Here is a 20,711-nt window from a genome sequence, read left to right as displayed (position 1 = left end):
GAGCGCCATGACTGACACAGCAGCGCCGCCGCGCCCGGCGGCCCGGGCGCGGCGGCGGAAGCGGCTGACCCGCCTGACCTCACGCGACAAGCTGGTGCTCGGGGTGCTCATCGGGATCCCCACCCTGCTGCACATCGCGCTGATCTGGGTCCCGACCATCGGCTCGGTGATCCTGTCGTTCGGCACGCTCGGCCCGCTGGACAACATCACGGACATGAAGTGGGTCGGTCTGCAGAACTACGAGCAGATCTTCACGATCTACCCGCTGTTCTGGCCGGCGGTCGAGCACAACGTCATCTGGCTGGTGTTCTTCCTGCTGGTGCCGACCACCCTGGGGCTGCTGCTGGCCTACGTCCTGGACAAGGAGCTGAAGGGCACGCGGATCTACCAGAGCCTGATCTTCGTCCCGGTCGTGCTGTCGCTGGCCCTGGTCGGCTTCATCTGGGAGCTGATCTACAACCAGGACGGTCTGCTCAACGCCGTGCTCGGCACGGACCGGGCCTGGCTGTCCTCCGACGGCAACCTGTACCTGGTGCTGATCGCCGCGAGCTGGCGGCACGTCGGCTACGTGATGATCCTGTTCCTCGCCGGTCTGAAGAGCGTCGACCCCGCGCTGCGCGAGGCGGCCTCGCTGGACGGGGCGAGCGAGTGGCAGACGTTCCGGCACGTGGTGTTCCCGGCGCTCGCGCCGGTCAACGTGGTGGTGTTGGTCGTGACCATCGTCGAGTCGCTGCGGGCCTTCGACATCGTCTACGTGCTCAACGGCGGCCGCAACGGCCTGGAGCTGCTGTCGGTGCTGGTCACGCAGAACGTGATCGGCGAGGCGAGCCGGCCGGGCTACGGCTCGGCGCTCGCGGTGATCCTGCTGGCCATCTCGATGGTCGTGATCCTGCCCTACCTGTACAAGGTGTTCCGGAAGGACCTGACGCAATGACCACGGCCACCCCCGTCCCGGTGACGTCCGAGGTCCGGACCAGCCGGCCGCCCGCACCCGAGCCCCGGATCCGCGCCCCCCGGGTGCTGGCGTACGCGTTCCTGATCACCTTCAGCATCGGGATGATCACCCCGATCCTGTGGGCGTTCTACATGTCGCTGCGGCCGGTCTCGGAGACGATCCGCAAGGGCAACCTGTCTTGGCCGGACACGCTCACCTTCGACAACTACGTCCAGGCCTGGCAGCGCGCCGACCTGGGGTCGTACTTCCTCAACACGCTGACCATCGTGATCCCCGCGATCATCGTGGTGCTGCTGCTCTCCACCTTCGTGGCCTACGGCCTGGCCCGGTTCAGCTTCCGGTTCAACCTGGCCCTGCTCATGCTCTTCACGGCCGGCAACCTGCTGCCGCAGCAGGTCGTGATCACGCCGCTCTACCGGCTCTACCTGCACCTGCCGGCGCCCTGGACGGACTCGGGGGTGTGGGCCAACAGCCAGTTCGGAGTGGTGATGATCCACATCGCCTTCCAGATGGGCTTCTGCACGTTCGTGATGAGCAGCTACATGAAGACGTTGCCGGTGGAGCTGACCGAGGCGGCCCTGGTCGACGGCGCCAGCGTGTGGCGGCAGTTCTGGCAGGTCATCCTGCCGCTGTGCCGGGCTCCGCTGGCGGCACTGGCCACCCTGGAGTTCACCTGGATCTACAACGACTTCTTCTGGGCGCTGGTGCTGATGATCGGCCGCGGCGAGGACCAGCCCATCACCACCGCGCTGGCCAGTCTCAACGGCACCTTCTTCACCGACGACAACCTGGTGGCCGCCGGGTCGCTGATCACGGCGGTCCCGACGATCGTCGTCTTCATCGTGCTGCAGAAGCACTTCGTGGGCGGCCTGACCCTCGGAGCGAACAAGGGATGACGGGAGCCTCGGAGCCGGTGCACAGCGATGCCGGGACCGTGCACCTTCGGCGAGCCGGTACGTCGGTGCTGCTGGCGCTGCCGGCGCACCCGGACGCCACGGGCGCACCGGACGGGTCGCTGCCGGCGGTCGTGCACTGGGGCGCCGATCTCGGCGATCTGACGAACGAGGCCGCCGCGGCGGTCGAGCGGGCCACCCGGCCCGTGGTCCCGCACAGCGCGCTGGACCGGGCGTTCCGACTGCCCCTGCTGCCGCAGCCGGCCCGCGGCTGGACCGGCCGGCGGGTGCTGGAGGGCCGCGTCCTCGGCGGGGCCGGCCTGCCCGCCGTACCCCTGCTCGCGGGCGCCGGGCCGGCCGAGGTGGAGGACGGCGACGAGACGACCGCCGCCCGGGTCACCTTCCGCTCGGCCGACGCCGAGCTCGGCCTCGAGGTCCGCACCGAGCTGGAGCTGACCCCCGAGGGGCTGCTGCGGGTGCGGCACACGCTCCGGGCCGGCACCGGCGCCGGAGCCGCCGCGGGGTTCGAGGTCGCCCACCTGCTCTCCTGCCTGCCGCTGCCGGCGCCGGCCACCGAGCTGCTCGACCTCACCGGGCGCTGGTGCCGCGAGCGCGCCCCCCAGCGACAGCCGATCCACCAGGGCGCCTGGGTGCGCGACTCCTGGCACGGCCGCACCGGCCACGACGCCACCCTGCTCATGGTCGCCGGCACCCCCGGCTTCGGCTTCGGGCGCGGCGAGGTGTGGGGCGTGCACACCGCCTGGAGCGGCGACCACACCACCTGGGTGGAGCGGCTTCCCACCGGCGAAGCGGTCATCGGCGGCGGGGAGCTCCTCGGTCCCGGTGAGGTCCGGCTCGAGGCAGGAGAGGGTTACACCACACCCTGGGTGTACGCCGGCTGGAGCGACCGTGGCCTCGACGGGCTGACCGACCGGTTCCACCGGCACCTGCGGGCCCGGCCCCAGCACGTCGAGCGGCCCCGGCCGGTGGTGCTCAACACCTGGGAGGCGGTCTACTTCGACCAGGACCTCGACGGGCTGACGGCGCTGGCCGACGCCGCCGCCGCGATCGGGGTCGAGCGGTTCGTGCTCGACGACGGCTGGTTCCTGGGCCGCCGCGACGACCAGCGCGGGCTGGGGGACTGGACCGTCGACCCGGACGTCTGGCCCGCCGGGCTCACGCCGCTGGTCGAGCACGTGGTCGGCCGCGGGATGGAGTTCGGGCTCTGGGTCGAGCCGGAGATGGTCAACCAGGACTCCGACCTGTTCCGCGAGCACCCCGAGTGGATGCTGCGCGGCCGGGAGACCGACCCGCCGCCGTGGCGCCACCAGCAGGTCCTCGACCTGCGGGTTCCCGAGGCCTACGCCCACCTGCGCGACGCCCTGCTGGGGCTGCTCGACGGGCATGCGATCAGCTTCTTGAAGTGGGACATGAACCGCGACCTCGTGGACACCGGTCCGGGGGTGCACGCGCAGACGCAGGCGGTCTACCGGCTGCTCGACGAGCTCAAGTCGGCGCACCCGGAGGTGGAGATCGAGAGCTGCAGCTCCGGCGGCGCCCGGGTGGACCTGGCCGTCCTCGAGCGCACCGACCGGATCTGGGCGAGCGACTGCATCGACGCGCTGGAGCGCCAGTCGATCCAGAGATGGACGTCGTTGCTGGTGCCGCTGGAGCTGATGGGCGCCCACGTCGGCGGACCGGAGGCGCACACGACCGGGCGGCGTCACCGGCTGGCCTTCCGCGCCGCCACCGCGCTCTTCGGACACTTCGGCATCGAGTGGGACCTGCGCGGGCTGTCCGAGGCCGAGAGCACCGAGCTGGCCGGCTGGATCGGCCTCTACCGGGAGCACCGCTCGCTGCTGCACACCGGTCGGCTGCACCGCGCGGACTCGCCTGACGAGTCGCTGTGGGTGCACGGGGTCGTCGCCGAGGACGGCGGGCGGGCCCTCTACGCCGTGGTCCGCACTGCGACCTCCGCCGACGCGGTTCCCTCCCCGGTCCGGTTGCCCGGGCTCGACCCCGGGCGCGACTACGAGGTCCGGGTGGTCGGACCGGTGCCTGCCGAACGGGCCCCGAGGTTGCAGCTGAGCGAGGGCTGGACGCCCGGACCGCTGCTCCTGTCCGGTGCCGCGCTGGGCACCGTCGGCCTGGTGCCGCCGGTGCTCGCGCCCGAGGACGCGGTGGTGCTGGAGGTCAGCGCCGTTCCTCGCTGAGCAGCCGCAGGGCCGCGTCGACCATCGAGGCGGTCGCGTCCAGGTCGGTCATCATCAGCGGCACGGCCGCGCAGGCGATGCCGGCCGCGCGCACCCGCTCGACCGCCGCCCCGTCGGACTCGTCGACGAGCCAGGCGTCGAGGACCCCGCCGGTGGACCGGGCACCGTAGTGCTCGGCCACCGCCGCGGCGCTGACCTCCACGCCGATGGCGGTGAGCACCTGCGCCGCCATCCCGTGCACGTGGGAGCCGGCCACGATCGGGGAGAGCCCCACCACCGGCGCCGATGTGGAGGAGACGGCCTCGCGGATGCCGGGGACGCCGAGGATGGTGCCCACCGAGACGACCGGGTTCGACGGCGGCAGCACCAGCAGGTCGGTGTCGGTGATCGCCTCGAGGACTCCCGGGCCCGGGGCGGACTGCTCCAGGCCCACCGGGACGACCGCGCGGGCGGGCACCTCGGCGCGCAGCCGCACCCAGTACTCCTGGAAGTGGACGGCCCGCCGGCCCGAGGGCTCGGCCGGGTCGTCGATGAGGACGTGGGTCTCGACCCGGTCGTCGGTCATCGGCAGCAGCCGGACGCCCGGCTGCCAGCGCCGGCAGAGCGCCTCGGTGACGGCGGACAGCGGGTAGCCGGCCTCCAGCATCTGGGTGCGCACCAGGTGGGTGGCGAGGTCCTTGTCGCCGAGACCGAACCAGGTCGGCTCGACGCCGTACGCCGCCAGCTCCTCCTTGGCGTTCCAGGTCTCCTCGGTGCGGCCCCAGCCGCGCACCGCGTCGATCCCGCCGCCGAGGGTGTACATCACCGTGTCGAGGTCGGGGCACACCTTGAGCCCGTGCACCCAGATGTCGTCGGCGGTGTTGGCCACCACCGTCACCTCGGTCGGGCTTCCGGGGGTGCCGGCGATCCGGTGCAGCAGGCCGCGCAGGAAGCGTGCGCCGCCGACCCCGCCTGAGAGAACCGTCACCCGGCGGGGCAGCGCGGGGACGGGGGAGCCGGCCGTCTCCACGGGGGCCGGGGCAGGCTCGTTCAGGTGGTCCATGGGGGTCTCCTTAGTCGGCTTTGCAGGCATTGGTCAACCCCGGGGGCCCGGTCGGGCCATCCGTTGCTTCCGGACGGGTCCTATAGCAGAACCGCGCTTGACTTTACGCGCACGACAGGCATGTAATTCCCACAGTGTTGTTCGTTTCGGTCACATACCGCCACGCATCGCACTAGCGTGAGGCAAGACGTCACCGGCGAGGTCATCAGGGCACCCTCTGAGGCTTCTCGGATGCTGACAGACCGGTCGAAGGAACCGACCGACCGGTCCGACGTCAAAGGACAGGCTGTGGGAGCGGGACCCTTTCCGGGGTCCACGGGTCGAAAGGGCGAGTGCCGTGCGAGAGCTGTATCTCCTCGACGGGGACGCCGAGCAACTGGGATGGCAGGAGCGTGCCCTGTGCGCGCAGACCGATCCCGAGGCGTTCTTCCCCGAAAAAGGTGGCTCGACGAGGGAGGCCAAGCGAGTGTGCCTGACCTGCGACGTGCGTGGTGAGTGCTTGGAGTACGCACTCGACCACGACGAGCGGTTCGGCATCTGGGGTGGTCTCTCCGAGCGGGAGCGACGCAAGTTGAAGAAGCGCGCGGTCTGACCCTCGCCCGGACGGCACTCCTGAGCGGGTGAGCGCCCGGGCGCGGGTGTGGGCAACGTGACGCCTCGCCGATTCTTCCGCGTCGCCGACCGGTGGCTAGGGTGGGGCGCCGTGAGACCCAAGGTGAGCGCCCTCCTCGTGAGCCACGACGGCGCGCCCTGGCTGCCCGCGGTCCTGGACGCCCTGCAGGCGCAGACGAGCCCGCCGGACCGGGTGATCGCCGTGGACACCGGCAGCACCGATGCCGGTCCGGAGCTGCTCGCCGACCGGCTCGGCCCCGACGCCGTCCACCACCTGCCCGCCGACACCGGCTTCGGTGCCGCGGTGACGCAGGCCCTCGACCGGACCGCCGCCCTCGACGAGGCCGAGTGGGTCTGGCTCCTCCACGACGACAGCGCCCCCGCGCCGGATGCCCTCGAGCGGCTCCTCGAGGCCGCCACCCTCGAGCCCGGCGTGGACGTGCTCGGCCCCAAGCTGCGCGAGTGGCCCTCGCTGCGGCGCCTCCTCGAGGTCGGCGTCACCCTGAGCGGCACCGGCCGCCGGGAGACCGGGCTCGAGCGCGGCGAGTACGACCAGGGCCAGCACGACCAGCGCCGCCAGGTCCTCGCGGTCAACACCGCCGGCATGCTGGTGCGCCGCTCGGTCCTCGAGCAGCTCGGCTTCGACCCGCACCTGCCCGTGCTCGGGGCCGACCTGGACTTCGGCTGGCGCGCCGCCCGGGCCGGCCACCGCACCCTGACCGTCCCCGAGGCCATCGTCTTCCACGTCGAGGCCGCCGCGCGCGGCCGGCGCGTCACACCGCTGACCGGCAGGCGCGTACGCCGCACCGAGCGCCGCGCCGCGCTGCACACCATGCTGACCAACTGCTCCGCCGCGGCGCTCCCCTTCCTGGTGCTGCGGCTGCTGCTCGGCAGCGTGCTGCGGGCGCTCGGGCTGCTGCTGCTGCGCGCCCCCCGCGAGGCGTTCGACGAGCTGGCGGCGGTGGCGGCGACGTACGCCCGGCCGTTGCGGATCTGGAAGGGGCGGCGCAGCCGGGCCCGTGCCGCGGTCGTCTCCGCCCGCGACGTGCGGCCGCTGCTGGCCCCTCCGTGGCTGCCGTACCGGCACGGGCTCGACGTCCTCACCGAGGCCGGCACCGCGCTGGCCCGCCAGGCCGGCGACGCGGCCACCGCCCGGCGGGCGCGCTTGCGGGAGGACGGCACGGCGCTGGAGGCCGCCGAGACCGGCCCGGTCCCGGCGGAGGCGCAGAACCTGCCTGCCGACACCGGCCTGGTCGCCCGCTGGGTCACCAACCCCGTGGCGCTGGCGCTCGCCGGCCTGCTGGTGCTGGCCCTGTGGAGTGCCCGCGGCCGTCTGGGCGGGGGGCTGCTCTCCGGCGGCGCCCTGCTGCCGGCCCCCGACAGCGCCTTCGACTGGTGGGCCACCTACCTCTCCGCCGGCCACGACCTCGGCACCGGGAGCACCGCGCCGGCCGCGCCGTACCTGCTGCCGCTGGCCGCGCTCGGGACCGTGCTGCTGGCGAAGGCCTGGCTGGTGCTCGACGTGCTGCTGCTGCTCGCCGTCCCGCTGGCCGCCGCCGGTGGCTACCGCTTCCTGCTCCGGCTGACCGGCTCCCGCGCGGCGGCGCTGTGGGGAGCGATGGCCTACGGGCTGCTCCCGGTGCTGACCGGGGCGGTCGGCCAGGGGCGCGTCGGCACCGTCGCCGCGGCCCTGCTGCTGCCGTGGCTGGCGCACTCCGCGCTGTTCCTCGGCCCGGACGAGACCGTGGACCGTCGTCGGCGGGCCGCCTGGCGGACGACGCTGTGGCTGGCGCTGGTGTCCGCCTTCGCCCCGCTCGCCTGGCTGATGGCCGCCGTGGTGACCGTGCTGGTGCTGGTGCTCGGGATGGCCGGCGCGATCGGCCCGGCCGCCGCGTGGCGCCGCCCGGCGACCTGGCTGCCGGTGGCCGTGCCGGTCCTGGTCAGTCCGGTGCTGCTGCTGCCCTGGACGGTGGCCACCTGGTCGCACCAGGGCTTCGCGTCGCTGCTCACCGAGGCCGGGCTCTCGGCGCCGTCGCTGGTGGACGCGCTGGGCTGGACCGACATCGTCTTCGCCCGGCCGGGTGGCTCGGCGCCGTGGTGGCTGGGCATCGGCGTGGTCCTGGCAGCGGTCGCGGCGCTCGTGCGCACCGACCGGCGCCGCCCAGTGCTGGCGGCCTGGCTGGTCCTGGTCGTGGCGCTGGTGACGACCGCGGCGCTCTCCCGGGTCGAGGTCGCGCTCGCGAGCGAGCCGGTCGCGCACCCGCTCTGGCTCGGGCTGCCGCTGCTGGTGGCCCAGGCCGCCGCCGTCACCGCCGCCGCGGTGGCCGGCAGCGGGATCGCGGTCCGGCTGTCCGGGGCCAGCTTCGGCTGGCGGCAGCCGCTCGGCGCCGCCGTCGTGGTGCTGGCGCTGCTCTCGCCGTTGGCGGGCGTGCTCTGGTGGACGGTCTCCGGGACCGAGGGACCGCTGGACCGGCGCCCGCTGCAGCCGGCTCCTCCCTACATGATCGACGCCGCTGCCCAGGACCCCTCCCGAGGGGTGCTCGTGGTCCGCGGCAGCGATACCGGCGGCTACACCTACCTGCTCCTGCGCGACGCCGGCCTGCGCCTCGGGGACGAGAGCGTGCTGCCGCCCGTCGACGAGCAGCAACCCCTCACCGAGGTCCTCGGCAGGCTGGCGACGGCTCCCGAGCCGGAGGACGTCACCGAGCTCCAGGGGTACGGCGTCGGGTTCGTCTACGCCCCGGCGCCGGCCGACCCGGAGCTCGCCGGCAACCTCGACAGCGTCAGCGGGCTGACCCGGGCCAGCGCGATCGCGCCCGGCTCGCGGGCCTGGCAGCTGGCGGAGCCGGCCGCGAACGCCGCGCCGGTGACCTTCGAGCAGTCGGCGGCGCGGCCGTGGCTGCTGCTGGTGCAGGGGCTCGCACTGGTCGCGGTGGCGGTGCTCGCCGCACCGACGAGGAGGGTGACTCGATGAGCAGCGCGCAACGGGTCCCGGGCAGCCGGCGGGCCACCGGTCCCCGGCGTCCCGTGCCAGGCGGTGGCGCCGTCCTCGGCGTGCTGCTGCTGGCGCTGGCCGCGGCGGCCGTGCTGCTGACCGGCACCGCCGAGCCGGCGCCGCGGCAGACGGCGGGCGCCCGCACCCTGGTGGACAGCGCCCTGCTGGCCTGCCCGTCGACGCAGGACGTCCGCCTCGGGCGGGTCACGACCCGGGTGGTCGCCGGTCTCGCCGACGTGCGGCCGGCCGGGGAGCCACTCGGCGACAGCGGCGAGCTGCTGGTCGGGGAGCCCGGCCGAGCGGGGGAGCCGCTGGATCTGGCCCGCGGCGCGCTGGAGGAGCTGCCGTCCGACCCGACCGGCCCGGCCCCGGTCCTCGACGCCTCGGGTGACCTGGCGGCCGGCCTGTTCGGCGACCGCACCGACAGCTCTGACACCGCCGGCGCCGTGGCCGCCTGCCGGGCGCCTCGCGGCAGCTGGTGGTTCACCGGCGCGGGCGCCTCCCTCGACCACGCCTCGGACCTGGTGATGACCAACCTCGACCCCGGCCAGGCCGTCGTCGACGTCCGCCTGCACGGACCCGAGGGCACGATCGACACGGTCGGCACCCGCGACATCCCGATCGGCGCCGGTGAGACGGTGACGCTCTCCCTGGCCGACCTCGCCCCGCAGACCGAGGAGCTCACCGTCGAGGTCGCGGCCGCCCGCGGCCGGGTCTCCGCCGCGGTCCTGGACCGGTACGCCGCCCGTCCGGGCGCGGCCGCCGGGCTGGAGTGGCTGCCCGCGACCCAGCGGCCGAGCCGCAACCTCCGGCTCGCCGGCATCCCGTCGGCCGGGGCGTCCCGGACGCTGCTGGTGACCAACCCCTCGGAGCTGGAGGCGCTCGTCGAGGTCGAGGTGGTCGGCGCGAACGGCTCCTTCGCTCCGACGGGGCTGGACCAGGTCAGTGTCGCGCCCGGAGCCGTGGAGTCGGTGCCGCTCGACGACGTGCTGCCGGCGGGGGAGCCGCTCGCGCTGCGGGTGCGCTCCCGGGTGCCGCTGGTCGCGGCCGTCCGCACCGTCGGCACCGGTCCCGGCGCGGACAACTCCTACGCCGGACCGGTGCTGCCGCTGCTCGACCCGGCCGCCGTACCAGTGCCGGCGCGGGCGACGACGACCGTGCAGCTCAGCGCCGGGTCGCAACCGGCCCGGGCCACGCTCACCGGCTACGCCGCGGACGGCAAGGAGACCGGCAGCGACGAGGTCGCGATCGGTCCCGGCGCGACCGCTGCCTGGGAGCCGCCGACCGGCAGCGCCTACGTCGTGGTCACGCCGCTCGAGGGCAGCGTCTACGGCGCCGCGACGTACGCCGGTCGGGGGATCCTCGCGCAGACACCGCTGGCCGAGCTGCCGATGCGGGTGCGCACACCGTCGGTGCGGCCGGGTCCCCGCTGAGCGCTCACTCCAGGGAGTCGTAGCGCGAGTCGATCTCCTCGGGCGGCCGGCCCAGGAGCTCGGAGACCTGCTCGACCAGCACCGTGAGGACCAGCGCGGACAGGTCCGCACGGGTCTCGGCCCGCAGCTCGATCGGCCGACGGAACAGCACCAGCCGGGCCGGGGTGCCGCCGGAGGCGGGCACGAGGGTGGCGAGCGGGACGGTGTCGGCGTCCCAGTCGTCGGGCACGAGCGGGGCCTCCTCGACGGCGAACTCGACGAGCCCCAGCTCGTCGTGCCAGCGCTCCTCCAGGTCCTCCACGACCGCCAGCACCAGGTCGTCGAAGGTCGCCCGCCGGGACCGGGTGGCCGGCACGCCGCCGGGGGAGAGCGGACCGGGGAGCACCGCCGGCCCCCGCGAGCCGCGGCCCCGCCGGTCGCGGCGCGACCCGCCGCGCCGGCCCACCGGCGTCCCTGTCGAGGTCATACCGCGAGCCTAGTCGTCGCGGGGGGACCGACCGGGTACCGTCTGCGACGTGAGTCCAGCCCGCCGTTGCTCGAAGACCGCCTGCGGGCGGGCAGCGGTGGCCACGCTGACCTACGTCTACTCCGACCAGACCGCCGTCCTCGGCCCGCTGGCCACCTACGCCGAGCCGCACGCCTACGACCTCTGCGAGGCCCACAGCGACCGGCTCAGCGCACCCCGCGGCTGGGAGGTGCTCCGGCTGGCGCCGGACCCCGACGTGCTCGGGCCCTCCACCGACGACCTGCTCGCGCTCGCCGACGCGGTGCGGGAGGCCGCTCGCCCGGCCCCGGTCGCGTCCCGGGCCGGCCAGCTCCTCCAGTCGACGCAGCCCGGTGCCCCCGAGCCCCCGCGGCCCGGGCCGCCGAGCCCGGCCGGCCGGTCCGGACGGCCCAACCACCTGCGCTCGGTCCCCACGCTCGAGGACTGAGGCCCGTCGATAGGGTGCGGTCCATGTCCGCACCGGCCTCCCCGACCACCTCCCTCGACAACCTGCACGCGGTCTTCAAGGCCTACGACGTCCGGGGCCTGGTCCCCGAGCAGGTGGACGAGGCGCTCGCCCGGGCGGTCGGCAACGCCTTCGTCACCGTCACCGGGGCGGCCGGCTCCGGGGTGGTGGTGGGCCACGACATGCGGCCCTCCTCGCCCGGAATGGCCCGCGCGTTCGCCGAGGGCGCGGCAGCGGCGGGTGCCGACGTGACGCTCATCGGGCTGGCCTCCACCGACCAGCTCTACTTCGCCTCCGGCCACCTCGGTCTGCCCGGTGCGATGTTCACCGCGAGCCACAACCCGGCCCAGTACAACGGCATCAAGATGTGTCGCGCCGGCGCGGTGCCGCTCGGGACCGAGACCGGCCTGCTCGAGATCCGCGACCTCGTGGGGAGCGGGGGGCAGGTCGTCGCCGACCGGGCCGGCTCGATCGGGCAGACCGACGTGCTGGCGGCGTACGCCGCGCACCTGCACTCGCTCGTGCCGGTGCGGGGCCGCCGGCTGAAGGTCGTGGTCGACGCCGGCAACGGGATGGCCGGGCACACCGCCCCGGCGGTGCTGGGCGCCCTCGACCTCGACGTGGTGCCGATGTACTACGAGCTCGACGGCTCCTTCCCGAACCACGAGGCCAACCCGATCGACCCGGCGAACCTGGTCGACCTGCAGGCGAAGGTGCGCGAGAGCGGCGCCGACATCGGGCTCGCCTTCGACGGCGACGCCGACCGCTGCTTCCTGGTCGACGAGCGGGGCGAGACCGTGAACCCGTCGGCACTGACCGCGCTGATCGCCTCCCGCGAGCTGGCCAGGCAGCCGGGCTCGACCGTGATCCACAACCTGATCACCTCGCGGGCGGTGCCGGAGCTGGTGACCGCCCTCGGCGGCATGCCGGTGCGCACCCGGGTCGGGCACTCCTACATCAAGGCCACGATGGCCCAGACCGACGCCGTGTTCGGCGGCGAGCACTCCGGCCACTTCTACTTCCGCGACTTCTGGCGTGCCGACTCCGGGATGCTGGCGGCGCTGCACGCCCTGGCCGCCCTCGCGGCGACCGACGAGCCGCTCTCGGGCCTGCTCTCGACGTTCAGCCCGTACGCCACCTCCCCGGAGATCAACTCCACCGTGGCCGACCAGCAGCAGGTGATGCGCACGATCGAGGAGAAGTACGCCGGCCGCGACGGCGTCAGCATCGACCACCTCGACGGGCTCACCGTCAGCCACCCGGACTGGTGGTTCAACGTGCGGCCCTCCAACACCGAGCCGCTGCTGCGGCTGAACGCCGAGGCCGCCGACGAGCAGAGCCTGCAGGAGCTGTGCGACACCGTGCTGGCGCTGATCCGGACCTGATCGGCAAGAATGCCGGTATGAACCTCGACGCCGCGCTGCTGGAGATCATCGTCTGCCCCGACTGTCACGGCCAGCTCGCCGTGGACGAGGCGGCGGAGGAGCTGGTGTGCACCTCGTGCGGGCTCGCCTACCCGGTCCGCGACGACATCCCGGTGCTGCTGGTCGACGAGGCCCGCCGCCCCGGGGGCGCCGCTGCCGCCGGGCCCAGCGAAGGCTCGAGCGCCGAGCCGGCCACCGACCGGCCGGGCGAGGACGGCTAGCGGCGTGGCCGAGATCTTCGACGACTCCCGGCTCGACGACGAGTCGGCGCTGGCGGCCGCCGACGACCTGCTGCGACCGCTCGCCGAGGCGGGCGCGCGCGTCCGGCGGGAGGCAGGGGCCGCCGCCGAGGCGATCGAGGAGGCGGTCTCCTCCCTGGCCGGCGACCCACGGCCGCGGGCCGTCATCGCGGCCGGACCCGACTCCCGCCTGCTCCGCGCGGTGCTGGAGCCGTGCTGCCCGGTGCCGTTCGTGGCCTGGCCCGGACCGAGCCTGCCCGGCTGGGCCGGCACCCTCGACCTGGTCGTGGTGCTCGCCCCCGAGGGCGACGACGCCGGCGCGGCCTCCGCGGTCGCCGAGGCGGTGCGCCGCGGCTGCCGGCTGGTGGTCGCCGCGGCGCCCGGGTCGCTGGTCGCCCGGCACGCGGTCGGCCGCGACGCCATCCTGCTGCCGGCCTCGGCCGGGGACCAGCTGGCGATGGCCGTGGTGATGCTGGAGCTGCTGGACCGGCTCGACCTGGGCCCGGAGAGCGATCCCGAGGCCGTGGCGGTGGCCCTCGACGAGGTCGCGATCACCTGCTCGCCGTACCGCGACCTGGCGGTCAACCCCGCCAAGATCCTGGCGATCGCGCTGGGCGACGCCACGCCGCTGGTCTGGGGAGGCTCGGTCCTGGCCGCGCGGGCCGCACGGCGCGTCGCGGAGTCGTTGCGCCGCTCGAGCGGCCGGGCGGCGCTGGCCGGGGACGCCGAGCACCTGCTGCCGGTGATGGCCGCCACCCGCTCCCGGGACCTGTTCGCGGACCCGTTCGCGGACGAGGGCGACGGCGAGCCGCGACCCGTGCTGGTGGTGCTGGACGACGGGGCCGAGGACCCGATCGTCCGCGAGCAGCGGGGACGGCTGCAGGCGACCGCGCAGCGCCACGACGTACGCGTCGAGACGCTGACCGCCGGCGAGGGGGAGGACGTGGCCCGCTACGCCGCCCTGCTCGCGACCGGCACCTACGCCGCCGCCTACCTGGCGATCGGACTCGGCCGGAGCTGATCCCAGCCCCCATGCGTGCGCCGACCCGCGGTCACCGGACCGCTAGGCTGCTCGTCCGACCACCACCGAGGCGAAGAGGAACGGCACCCGATGGCGACCGACGGCGGCACCAAGGCGGTGGTGGCGGCGCTGCTGGCCAACACCGGCATCGCGATCACCAAGTTCATCGCGTTCCTGATGACAGGCTTCTCCTCGATGCTCGCGGAGTCCATCCACTCCGTCGCGGACGCGGGCAACCAGGGGCTGCTGCTCCTGGGCGGCAAGCGTGCCCAGCGAGAGGCGACCGAGGAGCACCCGTTCGGCTTCGGCCGTGAGCGCTACATCTACGCCTTCATCGTCTCGATCGTGCTGTTCTCGCTCGGCGGGCTGTTCGCGCTCTACGAGGGCTACCACAAGTACCACGAGGTCAGCAGCGGTCACGCCGAGCCCGCCGAGGGCTGGCAGCGGTTCGTCCCGGTGGTCGTGCTGCTGGTCGCCATCGTGCTCGAGGGCCTGTCGTTCCGGACCGCGCTCCGCGAGACCGGCAAGCTGAAGGGCGACGCGTCCTACGTCGGCTTCGTCCGCCGGGCGAAGTCGCCGGAGCTGCCGGTGATCCTGCTCGAGGACCTCGGCGCGCTCATCGGCCTGGTCTTCGCGCTGGCCGGGGTGGGCCTGAGCCTGGCCACCGGCAACCAGTACTGGGACGCCGCGGGAACCGCGATGATCGGCGTGCTGCTGGTGGTGATCGCGGTGATCCTCGCGCTGGAGACCAAGAGCCTGCTGCTCGGCGAGTCGGCGACGCCGCAGGCCCGCCGCCGGATCCGCGCTGCCCTGGAGTCCGCGCCGGGCGTGGAGCGGGTCATCCACATGAAGACCCTGCACCTCGGCCCCGAGGAGCTGCTGGTGGCCGCCAAGGTCGCCGTCCCCCAGGGGGCGACGGCGGAGGCCGTGGCCGGCGGGATCGACGCCGCCGAGCGCGCCATACGCGCGGCCGAGCCCGCCGCCCAGGTGATCTACCTGGAGCCGGACATCTACGTCGAGGGCCACGTGCCCGCCGCCCGGCCCGAGCCGCCGGCCCCCGCCGCGCACTGAGCGGCACACCCGACCAACGGAGGTTCCCCGGCACGCGCGGGAGCCGCGCCACGCCTGCCCGCGCCCTGCCCGCGCCCTGACAGGAGCCGGCCCAGGGTCGGGCGGGTACTCTGGGGACGGATCATTACGCCGTATGCAGAGGACTTACATGGACTTCAAGGTTGCTGACCTGAGCCTGGCCGACTACGGCCGCACCGAGATCGGCCTCGCCGAGCACGAGATGCCAGGCCTGATGGCGATGCGCGAGCGCTACGGAGACAGCAAGCCGCTGGCCGGCGCCCGGATCGCCGGCTCGCTGCACATGACGATCCAGACCGCCGTGCTCATCGAGACGCTCGTCGATCTCGGTGCCGAGGTCCGCTGGGCGTCCTGCAACATCTTCTCCACCCAGGACCACGCCGCCGCCGCGGTCGTCGTCGGGCGTGAGGGCACCGTCGAGAACCCCCAGGGCGTGCCGGTGTTCGCCTGGAAGGGTGAGTCGCTGGAGGAGTACTGGTGGTGCACCCAGCAGATCCTGCAGTGGCCCGAGGGCGCCTTCGCCAACATGATCCTCGACGACGGGGGCGACGCCACGATGCTCGTCCACCTCGGCGTGGACGCCGAGAAGACCGGCGTGGCGCCGGCGCTCGACTCGGCCAAGAGCGTCGAGCAGCGCGTCGTCTTCCAGGTGCTGCACGACTCGCTCGCCGCCGACGGCAGCCGCTGGACCACGATCGCGAACGAGATCAAGGGTGTCACCGAGGAGACCACCACCGGGGTGCTGCGCCTCTACGACATGATGCGTGAGGGCTCGCTGCTCTTCCCGGGCATCAACGTCAACGACTCGGTGACCAAGAGCAAGTTCGACAACAAGTACGGCTGCCGCCACTCGCTGATCGACGGCATCAACCGCGCCACCGACGTGCTCATCGGCGGCAAGGTCGCGGTCGTCTGCGGCTACGGCGACGTCGGCAAGGGCTGCGCGGAGTCGCTGCGCGGCCAGGGCGCCCGCGTCATCGTCACCGAGATCGACCCGATCTGCGCGCTGCAGGCGGCGATGGACGGCTACCAGGTCTCCACCCTCGACGAGGTGCTGCCGGTCGCCGACATCATCATCACCGCGACGGGCAACATGAACGTCGTCACCGTCGAGCAGATGCAGCGGATGAAGTTCCAGGCGATCGTCGCCAACATCGGCCACTTCGACAACGAGATCGACATGGCCGGCCTCGAGAACTTCCCCGGCGTCGTGCGCAAGAACGTCAAGCCCCAGGTCGACGTGTGGACCTTCCCGAGCAATGGCAAGGGGGCGGGTACGACGATCATCGTGCTATCCGAGGGCCGGCTCATGAACCTCGGCAACGCGACCGGCCACCCGTCGTTCGTGATGTCGAACTCGTTCACCAACCAGGTGCTGGCGCAGATCGAGCTGTTCACCAAGACCGACGAGTACCCCACCGGCGTCTACGTGCTGCCCAAGCACCTCGACGAGGAGGTCGCCCGGCTGCACCTGTCGGCCCTCGGCGTCTCGCTGACCGAGCTCACCGCCGACCAGGCGGCGTACCTCGGGGTGCCGGTGTCGGGTCCGTACAAGTCCGACCACTACCGGTACTGAGAGCGGGGCGGCGACGAGCGGCACGGTCCGGGGAGACGCGTGACCAACACCATGTCCGGCACGGACCAGGGCGGCCGGGGCCGCGTGCTCGTCGTCGACGACGACGCCGCGCTCTCGGAGATGCTCGGGATCGTGCTGCGCCAGGAGGGCTTCGACTCTCGGGTCGTGTCCTCGGGCGACCGCGCCCTCGCGGAGTTCCGGAACTACAAGCCGGACGTGGTGCTGCTCGACCTGATGCTGCCCGGCAAGGACGGCATCGACGTCTGCCGGGAGATCCGCGCCGAGTCCGGCGTGCCGATCGTCATGCTGACCGCCAAGGGTGACACCGTCGACGTGGTCGTCGGCCTCGAGTCCGGGGCCGACGACTATGTCATCAAGCCGTTCAAGCCCAAGGAGCTGGTGGCCAGGATCCGGGCCCGGGTCCGCCGCTTCGAGGACCCGGCGCCGGAGGCCCTGGCGATCGCCGACCTGTCCATCGACGTCGCCGGCCACCAGGTCACCCGGGCCGGCCGGCCGATCGCGCTGACCCCGCTCGAGTTCGACCTGCTGGTCTGCCTGGCGCGCAAGCCGTGGCAGGTGTTCACCCGCGAGGTGCTGCTCGAGCAGGTCTGGGGCTATCGGCACGCCGCCGACACGCGGCTGGTCAACGTCCACGTGCAGCGGCTGCGCTCCAAGGTGGAGCACGACCCGGAGAACCCGGAGATCGTCGTGACCGTGCGGGGCGTGGGCTACAAGGCCGGGACCGCGTAGGCCCCCGATGAGCGCTGGCCGCGCGATCCGCCGGTTGCCCTACGCGTGGACGCTGTGGCGCAGGTCCATCCAGGCCCGGGTGGTGATCAGCACGCTGCTGCTCTCCGCGGTGGTGGCGACCATCGTGGGGATGGTGCTGCTCAACCAGGTCAGCGACGGCCTCGTGGACGGCAAGACCCGCGCCTCCGTGGCCGAGGCGACCCGCGGCACCGTGGACGCCCAGCGGCGGCTCTCGGGAGCCAGCGGCACCGAGTTCGACGCCAGCGCCCAGCTCACCCAGCTGGTGGCCAGCATCGTGCAGCGCGGACAGGTCCAGGGGTACGACGTCGTGCTGACCGGCCCGGTCGCCGGCTCGAGCGAAGGCGTGGCGGCCGGCAGCGGGACCCGCAACTCCCAGGGCGTGCGCAGCGACAGCGTGCCCGCCCAGCTCCGTGAGCGGGTCGAGACGCCGGACTTCACCGGGGTGGCCTGGAGCTACACCCGGATCCGCTACGAGCCCGGGGCCGGACGCGTCGACGCGCCCGCGGTCGTGACCGGCTCCCAGCTGCTGCTGCCCGCGGACGGCGGCACCTACACGCTCTACTACCTGTTTCCGATGACCGACCAGCAGCGCACCCTCTCGCTGGTGCAGCGCTCGCTGGTCACCGGCGGCGGGCTGCTGCTGCTGCTCGTCGGCGGCCTTACCTGGCTGGTCACCCGGCAGGTGGTGACCCCGGTCCGGCTGGCCCGCCGCGTCGCGGAGCGGCTGGCCTCGGGGCGGCTGGAGGAGCGGATGCACGTGCGGGGCGACGACGACATCGCCCGGCTCGGCCAGTCCTTCAACCAGATGGCCTCCAGCCTGCAGAAGCAGATCCGCCAGCTCGAGGAGCTGTCCCGGGTGCAGCGCCGCTTCGTCTCCGACGTCTCGCACGAGCTGCGCACGCCGCTGACCACGGTGCGGATGGCCGGCGACGTGCTCTACGACGCGCGCGACCGGTTCGACCCGGTGACCGCCCGCTCCGCCGAGCTGCTCCAGAAGGAGCTGGACCGGTTCGAGATGCTGCTGGCCGACCTGCTCGAGATCAGCCGCTACGACGCCGGGGCCGCGGTGCTGGACCTCGAGGACGTCGACCTGGTCGACGTGGCGCACCGGGTGGCCGACTCCACCCGGGCGCTCGCGGAGATGCGCGGCACCGAGGTCGTGGTCCGTGCGGCCGGGCCCGCCGCCGTCGCGGAGGTCGACGTACGCCGCGTCGAGCGGATCGTGCGCAACCTGGTGACCAACGCGATCGACCACGCCGAGCACCGGCCGGTCGAGATCACGGTGGCCAGCAACGAGCAGGGCAGCGCCCTCGCGGTGAGGGACCACGGGGTGGGCCTGCACCCCGGCGAGGCGGTGCTGGTGTTCAACCGGTTCTGGCGCGCCGACCCCGCCCGGGCACGGACCACCGGCGGCACCGGGCTCGGGCTCTCCATCTCGCTCGAGGACGCGCACCTGCACGGCGGTTGGCTGCACGCCTGGGGAGAGCCGGGCCGGGGTTCGCAGTTCCGGCTGACCCTGCCGCGCCGCGCCGGCGACCCGATCGAGGAGAGCCCGCTGCCGCTGGTCCCGGCCGACGCGGCACCCGAGCGGCGCGACCGGCCCGGGGGGAGCGTCGCTCCGGGGACGCCCGACCGGCCGATAGGGACCCGATGAACGGCCGCCGCCGCCTCGCCCGCGTGCCGGTCCTCGTGCCGGTGCTGCTGCTGGGCCTGCTGCTGGCCGGCTGCGCCGGGCTTCCCGACACCGGCACCGTGCACCTCGAGCAGCCCCGGCAGCAGGTCGAGGACGAGGCGCCCGTGGACTTCACCCCCGCGGGTCCGGTGGTCGGCGCCCCGCCGGTGGAGATCGTCCGCGGCTTCCTGGTGGCCATGCAGGCCACCCCGATCAACACCTCGGTGGCCCGGCAGTTCCTGACCGCGGAGAGCAACCAGCGCTGGGTGCCGGAGAACGGCACGATCGTCTACGACACCGAGACCCGCACCGTGCGGGGGTCCACGGTGGTGCTGTCGCTCGACCACACCGTCGACCTCGACAGTCGCGGCCGCTGGAAGGGACGCGCGGGCGACCAACGGTTCCGGCTCCGGATGGTGCAGGAGAAGGGCCAGTGGCGGATCAGCAACCCGCCGGACCGGCTGATCATCCCCGAGAGCCACTTCCAGACCCGGTTCACGCAGTACTCGCTCTACTACTTCGACAAGGGCGCCGACGTGCTGGTGCCCGAGCCGGTCTACGTGCCGACCGGGGCGCAGGCGAGCACGTTCCTGGTCGCTGCGCTGCTCGCGGGCCCCGAGCAGGACCAGCTGGGCGTGGAGCGGACCTTCCTGCCGGCCGGGACCCGCCTCGACGACATCTCCGTCCCGGTGGTGCAGGACGGGACCGCGGTGGTCCCGCTCAGCGACGAGGTACTCGACCTCGACGGTGACCGGCTGGACATGGCGCTCGCCCAGATCGGCTGGACCCTGCGGCAGGTGCCCGGCATCGAGCGGATGCGGATCACCGTGGACGGCAGCCCGCTGAGCCTGCCCGGCGCCGGCACCGAGGTCCCGCTCGACACCTGGCCGGAGTTCGACCCGTCGGTCTCGTGGGCGTCGCAGGCGCTGTTCGGCATCCGCAAGGGACGGGTCGTGACGCTGACCGGCGGTCAGGAGCGGCGCGTCTCCGGCGCCTTCGGCTCCCTCGACCTCGGGGCGGTCCGGGTCGCGGTCGACCTCGCGGGCGAGCAGGTGGCCGTGACCACCGACGACGGCGAGGTCCTGGTGGCCAAGCGCTCGCGGGTGCCCGGCACGACGCCGACCCCCGACGACGTGAGCACCGGCTACTCCGGTGGCACGGACCTGCTGACCCCGGTGTGGGACCTCTACGACCAGCTGTGGGTGCTCGACCGGACGGCCGGCGGCGCGCTGCTGACCGTCGTGCGCTCGGGTCAGGCCGCCACCGTCCAGGCGCCCGGGATCAGCGGCGAGGACGTCCGCTCGTTGCTGCTCTCCCGCGACGGCACCCGGCTGGTCGCCGAGGTCGCGCAGGGTGGCCGCGAGCGGGTGCTGCTGGCCCGGGTGCAGCGCGACGGGGAGGGCCGGGTGCGCCAGGTGCTGCCGGCGCGCGAGGTCCGCCTGGGCGGCCTCAACGTCCGGACGATCCGCGACCTCGCCTGGCGCACCCCGGTCAGCCTGGCGCTGCTCACGGCGCCTTCCGCGGGCACCTCACAAGTAGTCGTGGCCAAGGTGGACGGCTCCTCCACCGCTGCGGAGTCCACCACCGACGCGGAGGTCTTCCAGGGCGTGGCCACCGACCTGGTCACCGCGCCGGTGCTCAGCGCGCCGCTGCTGATCCTGGGGCCGGACGGACAGATGTTCTCGCTGTCCACCAGCGGCCGGTGGACCGGCGCCGGCATCCGGCCGGGGCTGCGCGCACCGACGTTCGTCGGCTGACCGGCGCCGACCGGCGCAGACGGGTCACCTTGTCCCCAGCGGCGCCGGGCCACGGCCCGGACCGCTCGC

At 73.7% G+C, this 20,711-nt stretch carries 17 protein-coding genes; 15 read left to right on the top strand and 2 right to left on the bottom strand.

From position 1 onward, the window contains the following. Positions 1-7 precede the first annotated feature (7 nt). Genes H9L09_RS04165 through H9L09_RS04155 form a run of 3 tightly spaced genes read left to right on the top strand, consistent with a single transcriptional unit; the run spans position 8 to position 4,061 of the window. Positions 8-934 (top strand): carbohydrate ABC transporter permease, encoded by a 927-nt coding sequence (locus H9L09_RS04165; protein WP_187579468.1) that lies wholly within the window; start codon positions 8-10, stop codon positions 932-934. After that, positions 931-1,851, top strand: a complete 921-nt coding sequence (locus H9L09_RS04160; RefSeq protein ID WP_187579467.1) for a carbohydrate ABC transporter permease — start codon at positions 931-933, stop codon at positions 1,849-1,851. Before H9L09_RS04165 ends, H9L09_RS04160 begins: the two co-directional genes overlap by 4 nt. After that, positions 1,848-4,061 (top strand): alpha-galactosidase, encoded by a 2,214-nt coding sequence (locus tag H9L09_RS04155; RefSeq protein ID WP_187579466.1) that lies wholly within the window; start codon positions 1,848-1,850, stop codon positions 4,059-4,061. The genes H9L09_RS04160 and H9L09_RS04155 overlap by 4 nt, the downstream gene beginning before the upstream one ends. Here the strand turns inward: H9L09_RS04155 and cofD are convergent. Next, the gene (gene cofD / locus H9L09_RS04150) at positions 4,042-5,103 is read right to left on the bottom strand and encodes a 2-phospho-L-lactate transferase (RefSeq protein WP_187579465.1); all 1,062 of its coding nucleotides are present in this window, start codon (positions 5,101-5,103) and stop codon (positions 4,042-4,044) included. The genes H9L09_RS04155 and cofD overlap by 20 nt on opposite strands. A 337-nt stretch (positions 5,104-5,440) precedes the next feature. Between cofD and H9L09_RS04145 the strand changes: the two genes are divergently transcribed. From H9L09_RS04145 to H9L09_RS04135, 3 genes are all read left to right on the top strand, one after another. Then, positions 5,441-5,695 (top strand): WhiB family transcriptional regulator, encoded by a 255-nt coding sequence (locus H9L09_RS04145; protein WP_187579464.1) that lies wholly within the window; start codon positions 5,441-5,443, stop codon positions 5,693-5,695. 111 nt (positions 5,696-5,806) lie between these two features. Continuing rightward, positions 5,807-8,689 carry a glycosyltransferase family 2 protein gene (locus H9L09_RS04140; protein WP_187579463.1) on the top strand — a complete coding sequence of 961 codons (2,883 nt, stop codon included), beginning with the start codon at positions 5,807-5,809 and terminating at the stop codon, positions 8,687-8,689. After that, positions 8,686-10,143 carry a DUF5719 family protein gene (locus H9L09_RS04135; protein WP_187579462.1) on the top strand — a complete coding sequence of 486 codons (1,458 nt, stop codon included), beginning with the start codon at positions 8,686-8,688 and terminating at the stop codon, positions 10,141-10,143. The genes H9L09_RS04140 and H9L09_RS04135 overlap by 4 nt, the downstream gene beginning before the upstream one ends. A gap of 4 nt (positions 10,144-10,147) precedes the next feature. Here the strand turns inward: H9L09_RS04135 and H9L09_RS04130 are convergent, their stop codons facing one another. Next, the gene (locus H9L09_RS04130) at positions 10,148-10,609 is read right to left on the bottom strand and encodes a metallopeptidase family protein (RefSeq protein ID WP_187579461.1); all 462 of its coding nucleotides are present in this window, start codon (positions 10,607-10,609) and stop codon (positions 10,148-10,150) included. Positions 10,610-10,658: 49 nt separating this feature from the next. Here H9L09_RS04130 and H9L09_RS04125 point away from each other — a divergent pair, with 49 nt between their 5' ends. From H9L09_RS04125 to H9L09_RS04085, 9 genes are all read left to right on the top strand, one after another. Further along, complete coding sequence (locus H9L09_RS04125; RefSeq protein ID WP_187579460.1) at positions 10,659-11,075, top strand: DUF3499 domain-containing protein; 417 nt, start codon at positions 10,659-10,661, stop codon at positions 11,073-11,075. A 23-nt stretch (positions 11,076-11,098) separates the two neighbouring features. Beyond that, on the top strand, positions 11,099-12,478 hold the full coding sequence (locus tag H9L09_RS04120; RefSeq protein ID WP_187579459.1) for a phosphomannomutase/phosphoglucomutase: 1,380 nt from the start codon (positions 11,099-11,101) through the stop codon (positions 12,476-12,478). Positions 12,479-12,495: 17 nt separating this feature from the next. Beyond that, the gene (locus H9L09_RS04115) at positions 12,496-12,738 is read left to right on the top strand and encodes a Trm112 family protein (protein WP_187579458.1); all 243 of its coding nucleotides are present in this window, start codon (positions 12,496-12,498) and stop codon (positions 12,736-12,738) included. A 4-nt stretch (positions 12,739-12,742) separates the two neighbouring features. Then, positions 12,743-13,777 carry an SIS domain-containing protein gene (locus tag H9L09_RS04110; protein ID WP_187579457.1) on the top strand — a complete coding sequence of 345 codons (1,035 nt, stop codon included), beginning with the start codon at positions 12,743-12,745 and terminating at the stop codon, positions 13,775-13,777. 90 nt (positions 13,778-13,867) lie between these two features. After that, entirely contained in the window at positions 13,868-14,848 is a 981-nt protein-coding gene (locus H9L09_RS04105; RefSeq protein ID WP_187579456.1) for a cation diffusion facilitator family transporter, read from the top strand. Positions 14,849-14,996: 148 nt separating this feature from the next. Continuing rightward, the gene (gene ahcY, locus H9L09_RS04100) at positions 14,997-16,442 is read left to right on the top strand and encodes an adenosylhomocysteinase (RefSeq protein WP_187579455.1); all 1,446 of its coding nucleotides are present in this window, start codon (positions 14,997-14,999) and stop codon (positions 16,440-16,442) included. Positions 16,443-16,493: 51 nt separating this feature from the next. Continuing rightward, positions 16,494-17,192, top strand: coding sequence for an MtrAB system response regulator MtrA (gene mtrA, locus H9L09_RS04095; RefSeq protein ID WP_187580665.1), 699 nt, complete (start codon positions 16,494-16,496; stop codon positions 17,190-17,192). A gap of 7 nt (positions 17,193-17,199) precedes the next feature. Further along, positions 17,200-18,867: an MtrAB system histidine kinase MtrB gene (gene mtrB / locus H9L09_RS04090; protein WP_187579454.1), complete on the top strand. Its 1,668-nt coding sequence runs from the start codon at positions 17,200-17,202 to the stop codon at positions 18,865-18,867. Continuing rightward, positions 18,864-20,642, top strand: a complete 1,779-nt coding sequence (locus H9L09_RS04085; RefSeq protein WP_187579453.1) for an LpqB family beta-propeller domain-containing protein — start codon at positions 18,864-18,866, stop codon at positions 20,640-20,642. Before mtrB ends, H9L09_RS04085 begins: the two co-directional genes overlap by 4 nt. Positions 20,643-20,711 lie beyond the last annotated feature (69 nt).

It is taken from the genome of Nocardioides mesophilus, from assembly GCF_014395785.1.
GTDB classification, from domain to species: domain Bacteria; phylum Actinomycetota; class Actinomycetes; order Propionibacteriales; family Nocardioidaceae; genus Nocardioides_B; species Nocardioides_B mesophilus.
The sequence above is the reverse complement of the archived record's forward strand: the minus strand, read 5'-3'. Positions and strand labels throughout refer to the sequence as shown.

Excerpts from the sequence above, each read along its gene's own strand:
- H9L09_RS04165 (WP_187579468.1), top strand. The coding sequence starts at position 8 with ATGACTGACACAGCAGCGCCGCCGCGCCCGGCGGCCCGGGCGCGGCGG.
- H9L09_RS04160 (WP_187579467.1), top strand. The coding sequence starts at position 931 with ATGACCACGGCCACCCCCGTCCCGGTGACGTCCGAGGTCCGGACCAGC.
- H9L09_RS04155 (WP_187579466.1), top strand. The coding sequence starts at position 1,848 with ATGACGGGAGCCTCGGAGCCGGTGCACAGCGATGCCGGGACCGTGCAC.
- cofD (WP_187579465.1), bottom strand. The coding sequence starts at position 5,103 with ATGGACCACCTGAACGAGCCTGCCCCGGCCCCCGTGGAGACGGCCGGC.
- H9L09_RS04135 (WP_187579462.1), top strand. The coding sequence starts at position 8,686 with ATGAGCAGCGCGCAACGGGTCCCGGGCAGCCGGCGGGCCACCGGTCCC.
- H9L09_RS04130 (WP_187579461.1), bottom strand. The coding sequence starts at position 10,609 with ATGACCTCGACAGGGACGCCGGTGGGCCGGCGCGGCGGGTCGCGCCGC.
- H9L09_RS04120 (WP_187579459.1), top strand. The coding sequence starts at position 11,099 with ATGTCCGCACCGGCCTCCCCGACCACCTCCCTCGACAACCTGCACGCG.
- H9L09_RS04115 (WP_187579458.1), top strand. The coding sequence starts at position 12,496 with ATGAACCTCGACGCCGCGCTGCTGGAGATCATCGTCTGCCCCGACTGT.
- H9L09_RS04105 (WP_187579456.1), top strand. The coding sequence starts at position 13,868 with ATGGCGACCGACGGCGGCACCAAGGCGGTGGTGGCGGCGCTGCTGGCC.
- ahcY (WP_187579455.1), top strand. The coding sequence starts at position 14,997 with ATGGACTTCAAGGTTGCTGACCTGAGCCTGGCCGACTACGGCCGCACC.
- mtrA (WP_187580665.1), top strand. The coding sequence starts at position 16,494 with ATGTCCGGCACGGACCAGGGCGGCCGGGGCCGCGTGCTCGTCGTCGAC.
- mtrB (WP_187579454.1), top strand. The coding sequence starts at position 17,200 with ATGAGCGCTGGCCGCGCGATCCGCCGGTTGCCCTACGCGTGGACGCTG.
- H9L09_RS04085 (WP_187579453.1), top strand. The coding sequence starts at position 18,864 with ATGAACGGCCGCCGCCGCCTCGCCCGCGTGCCGGTCCTCGTGCCGGTG.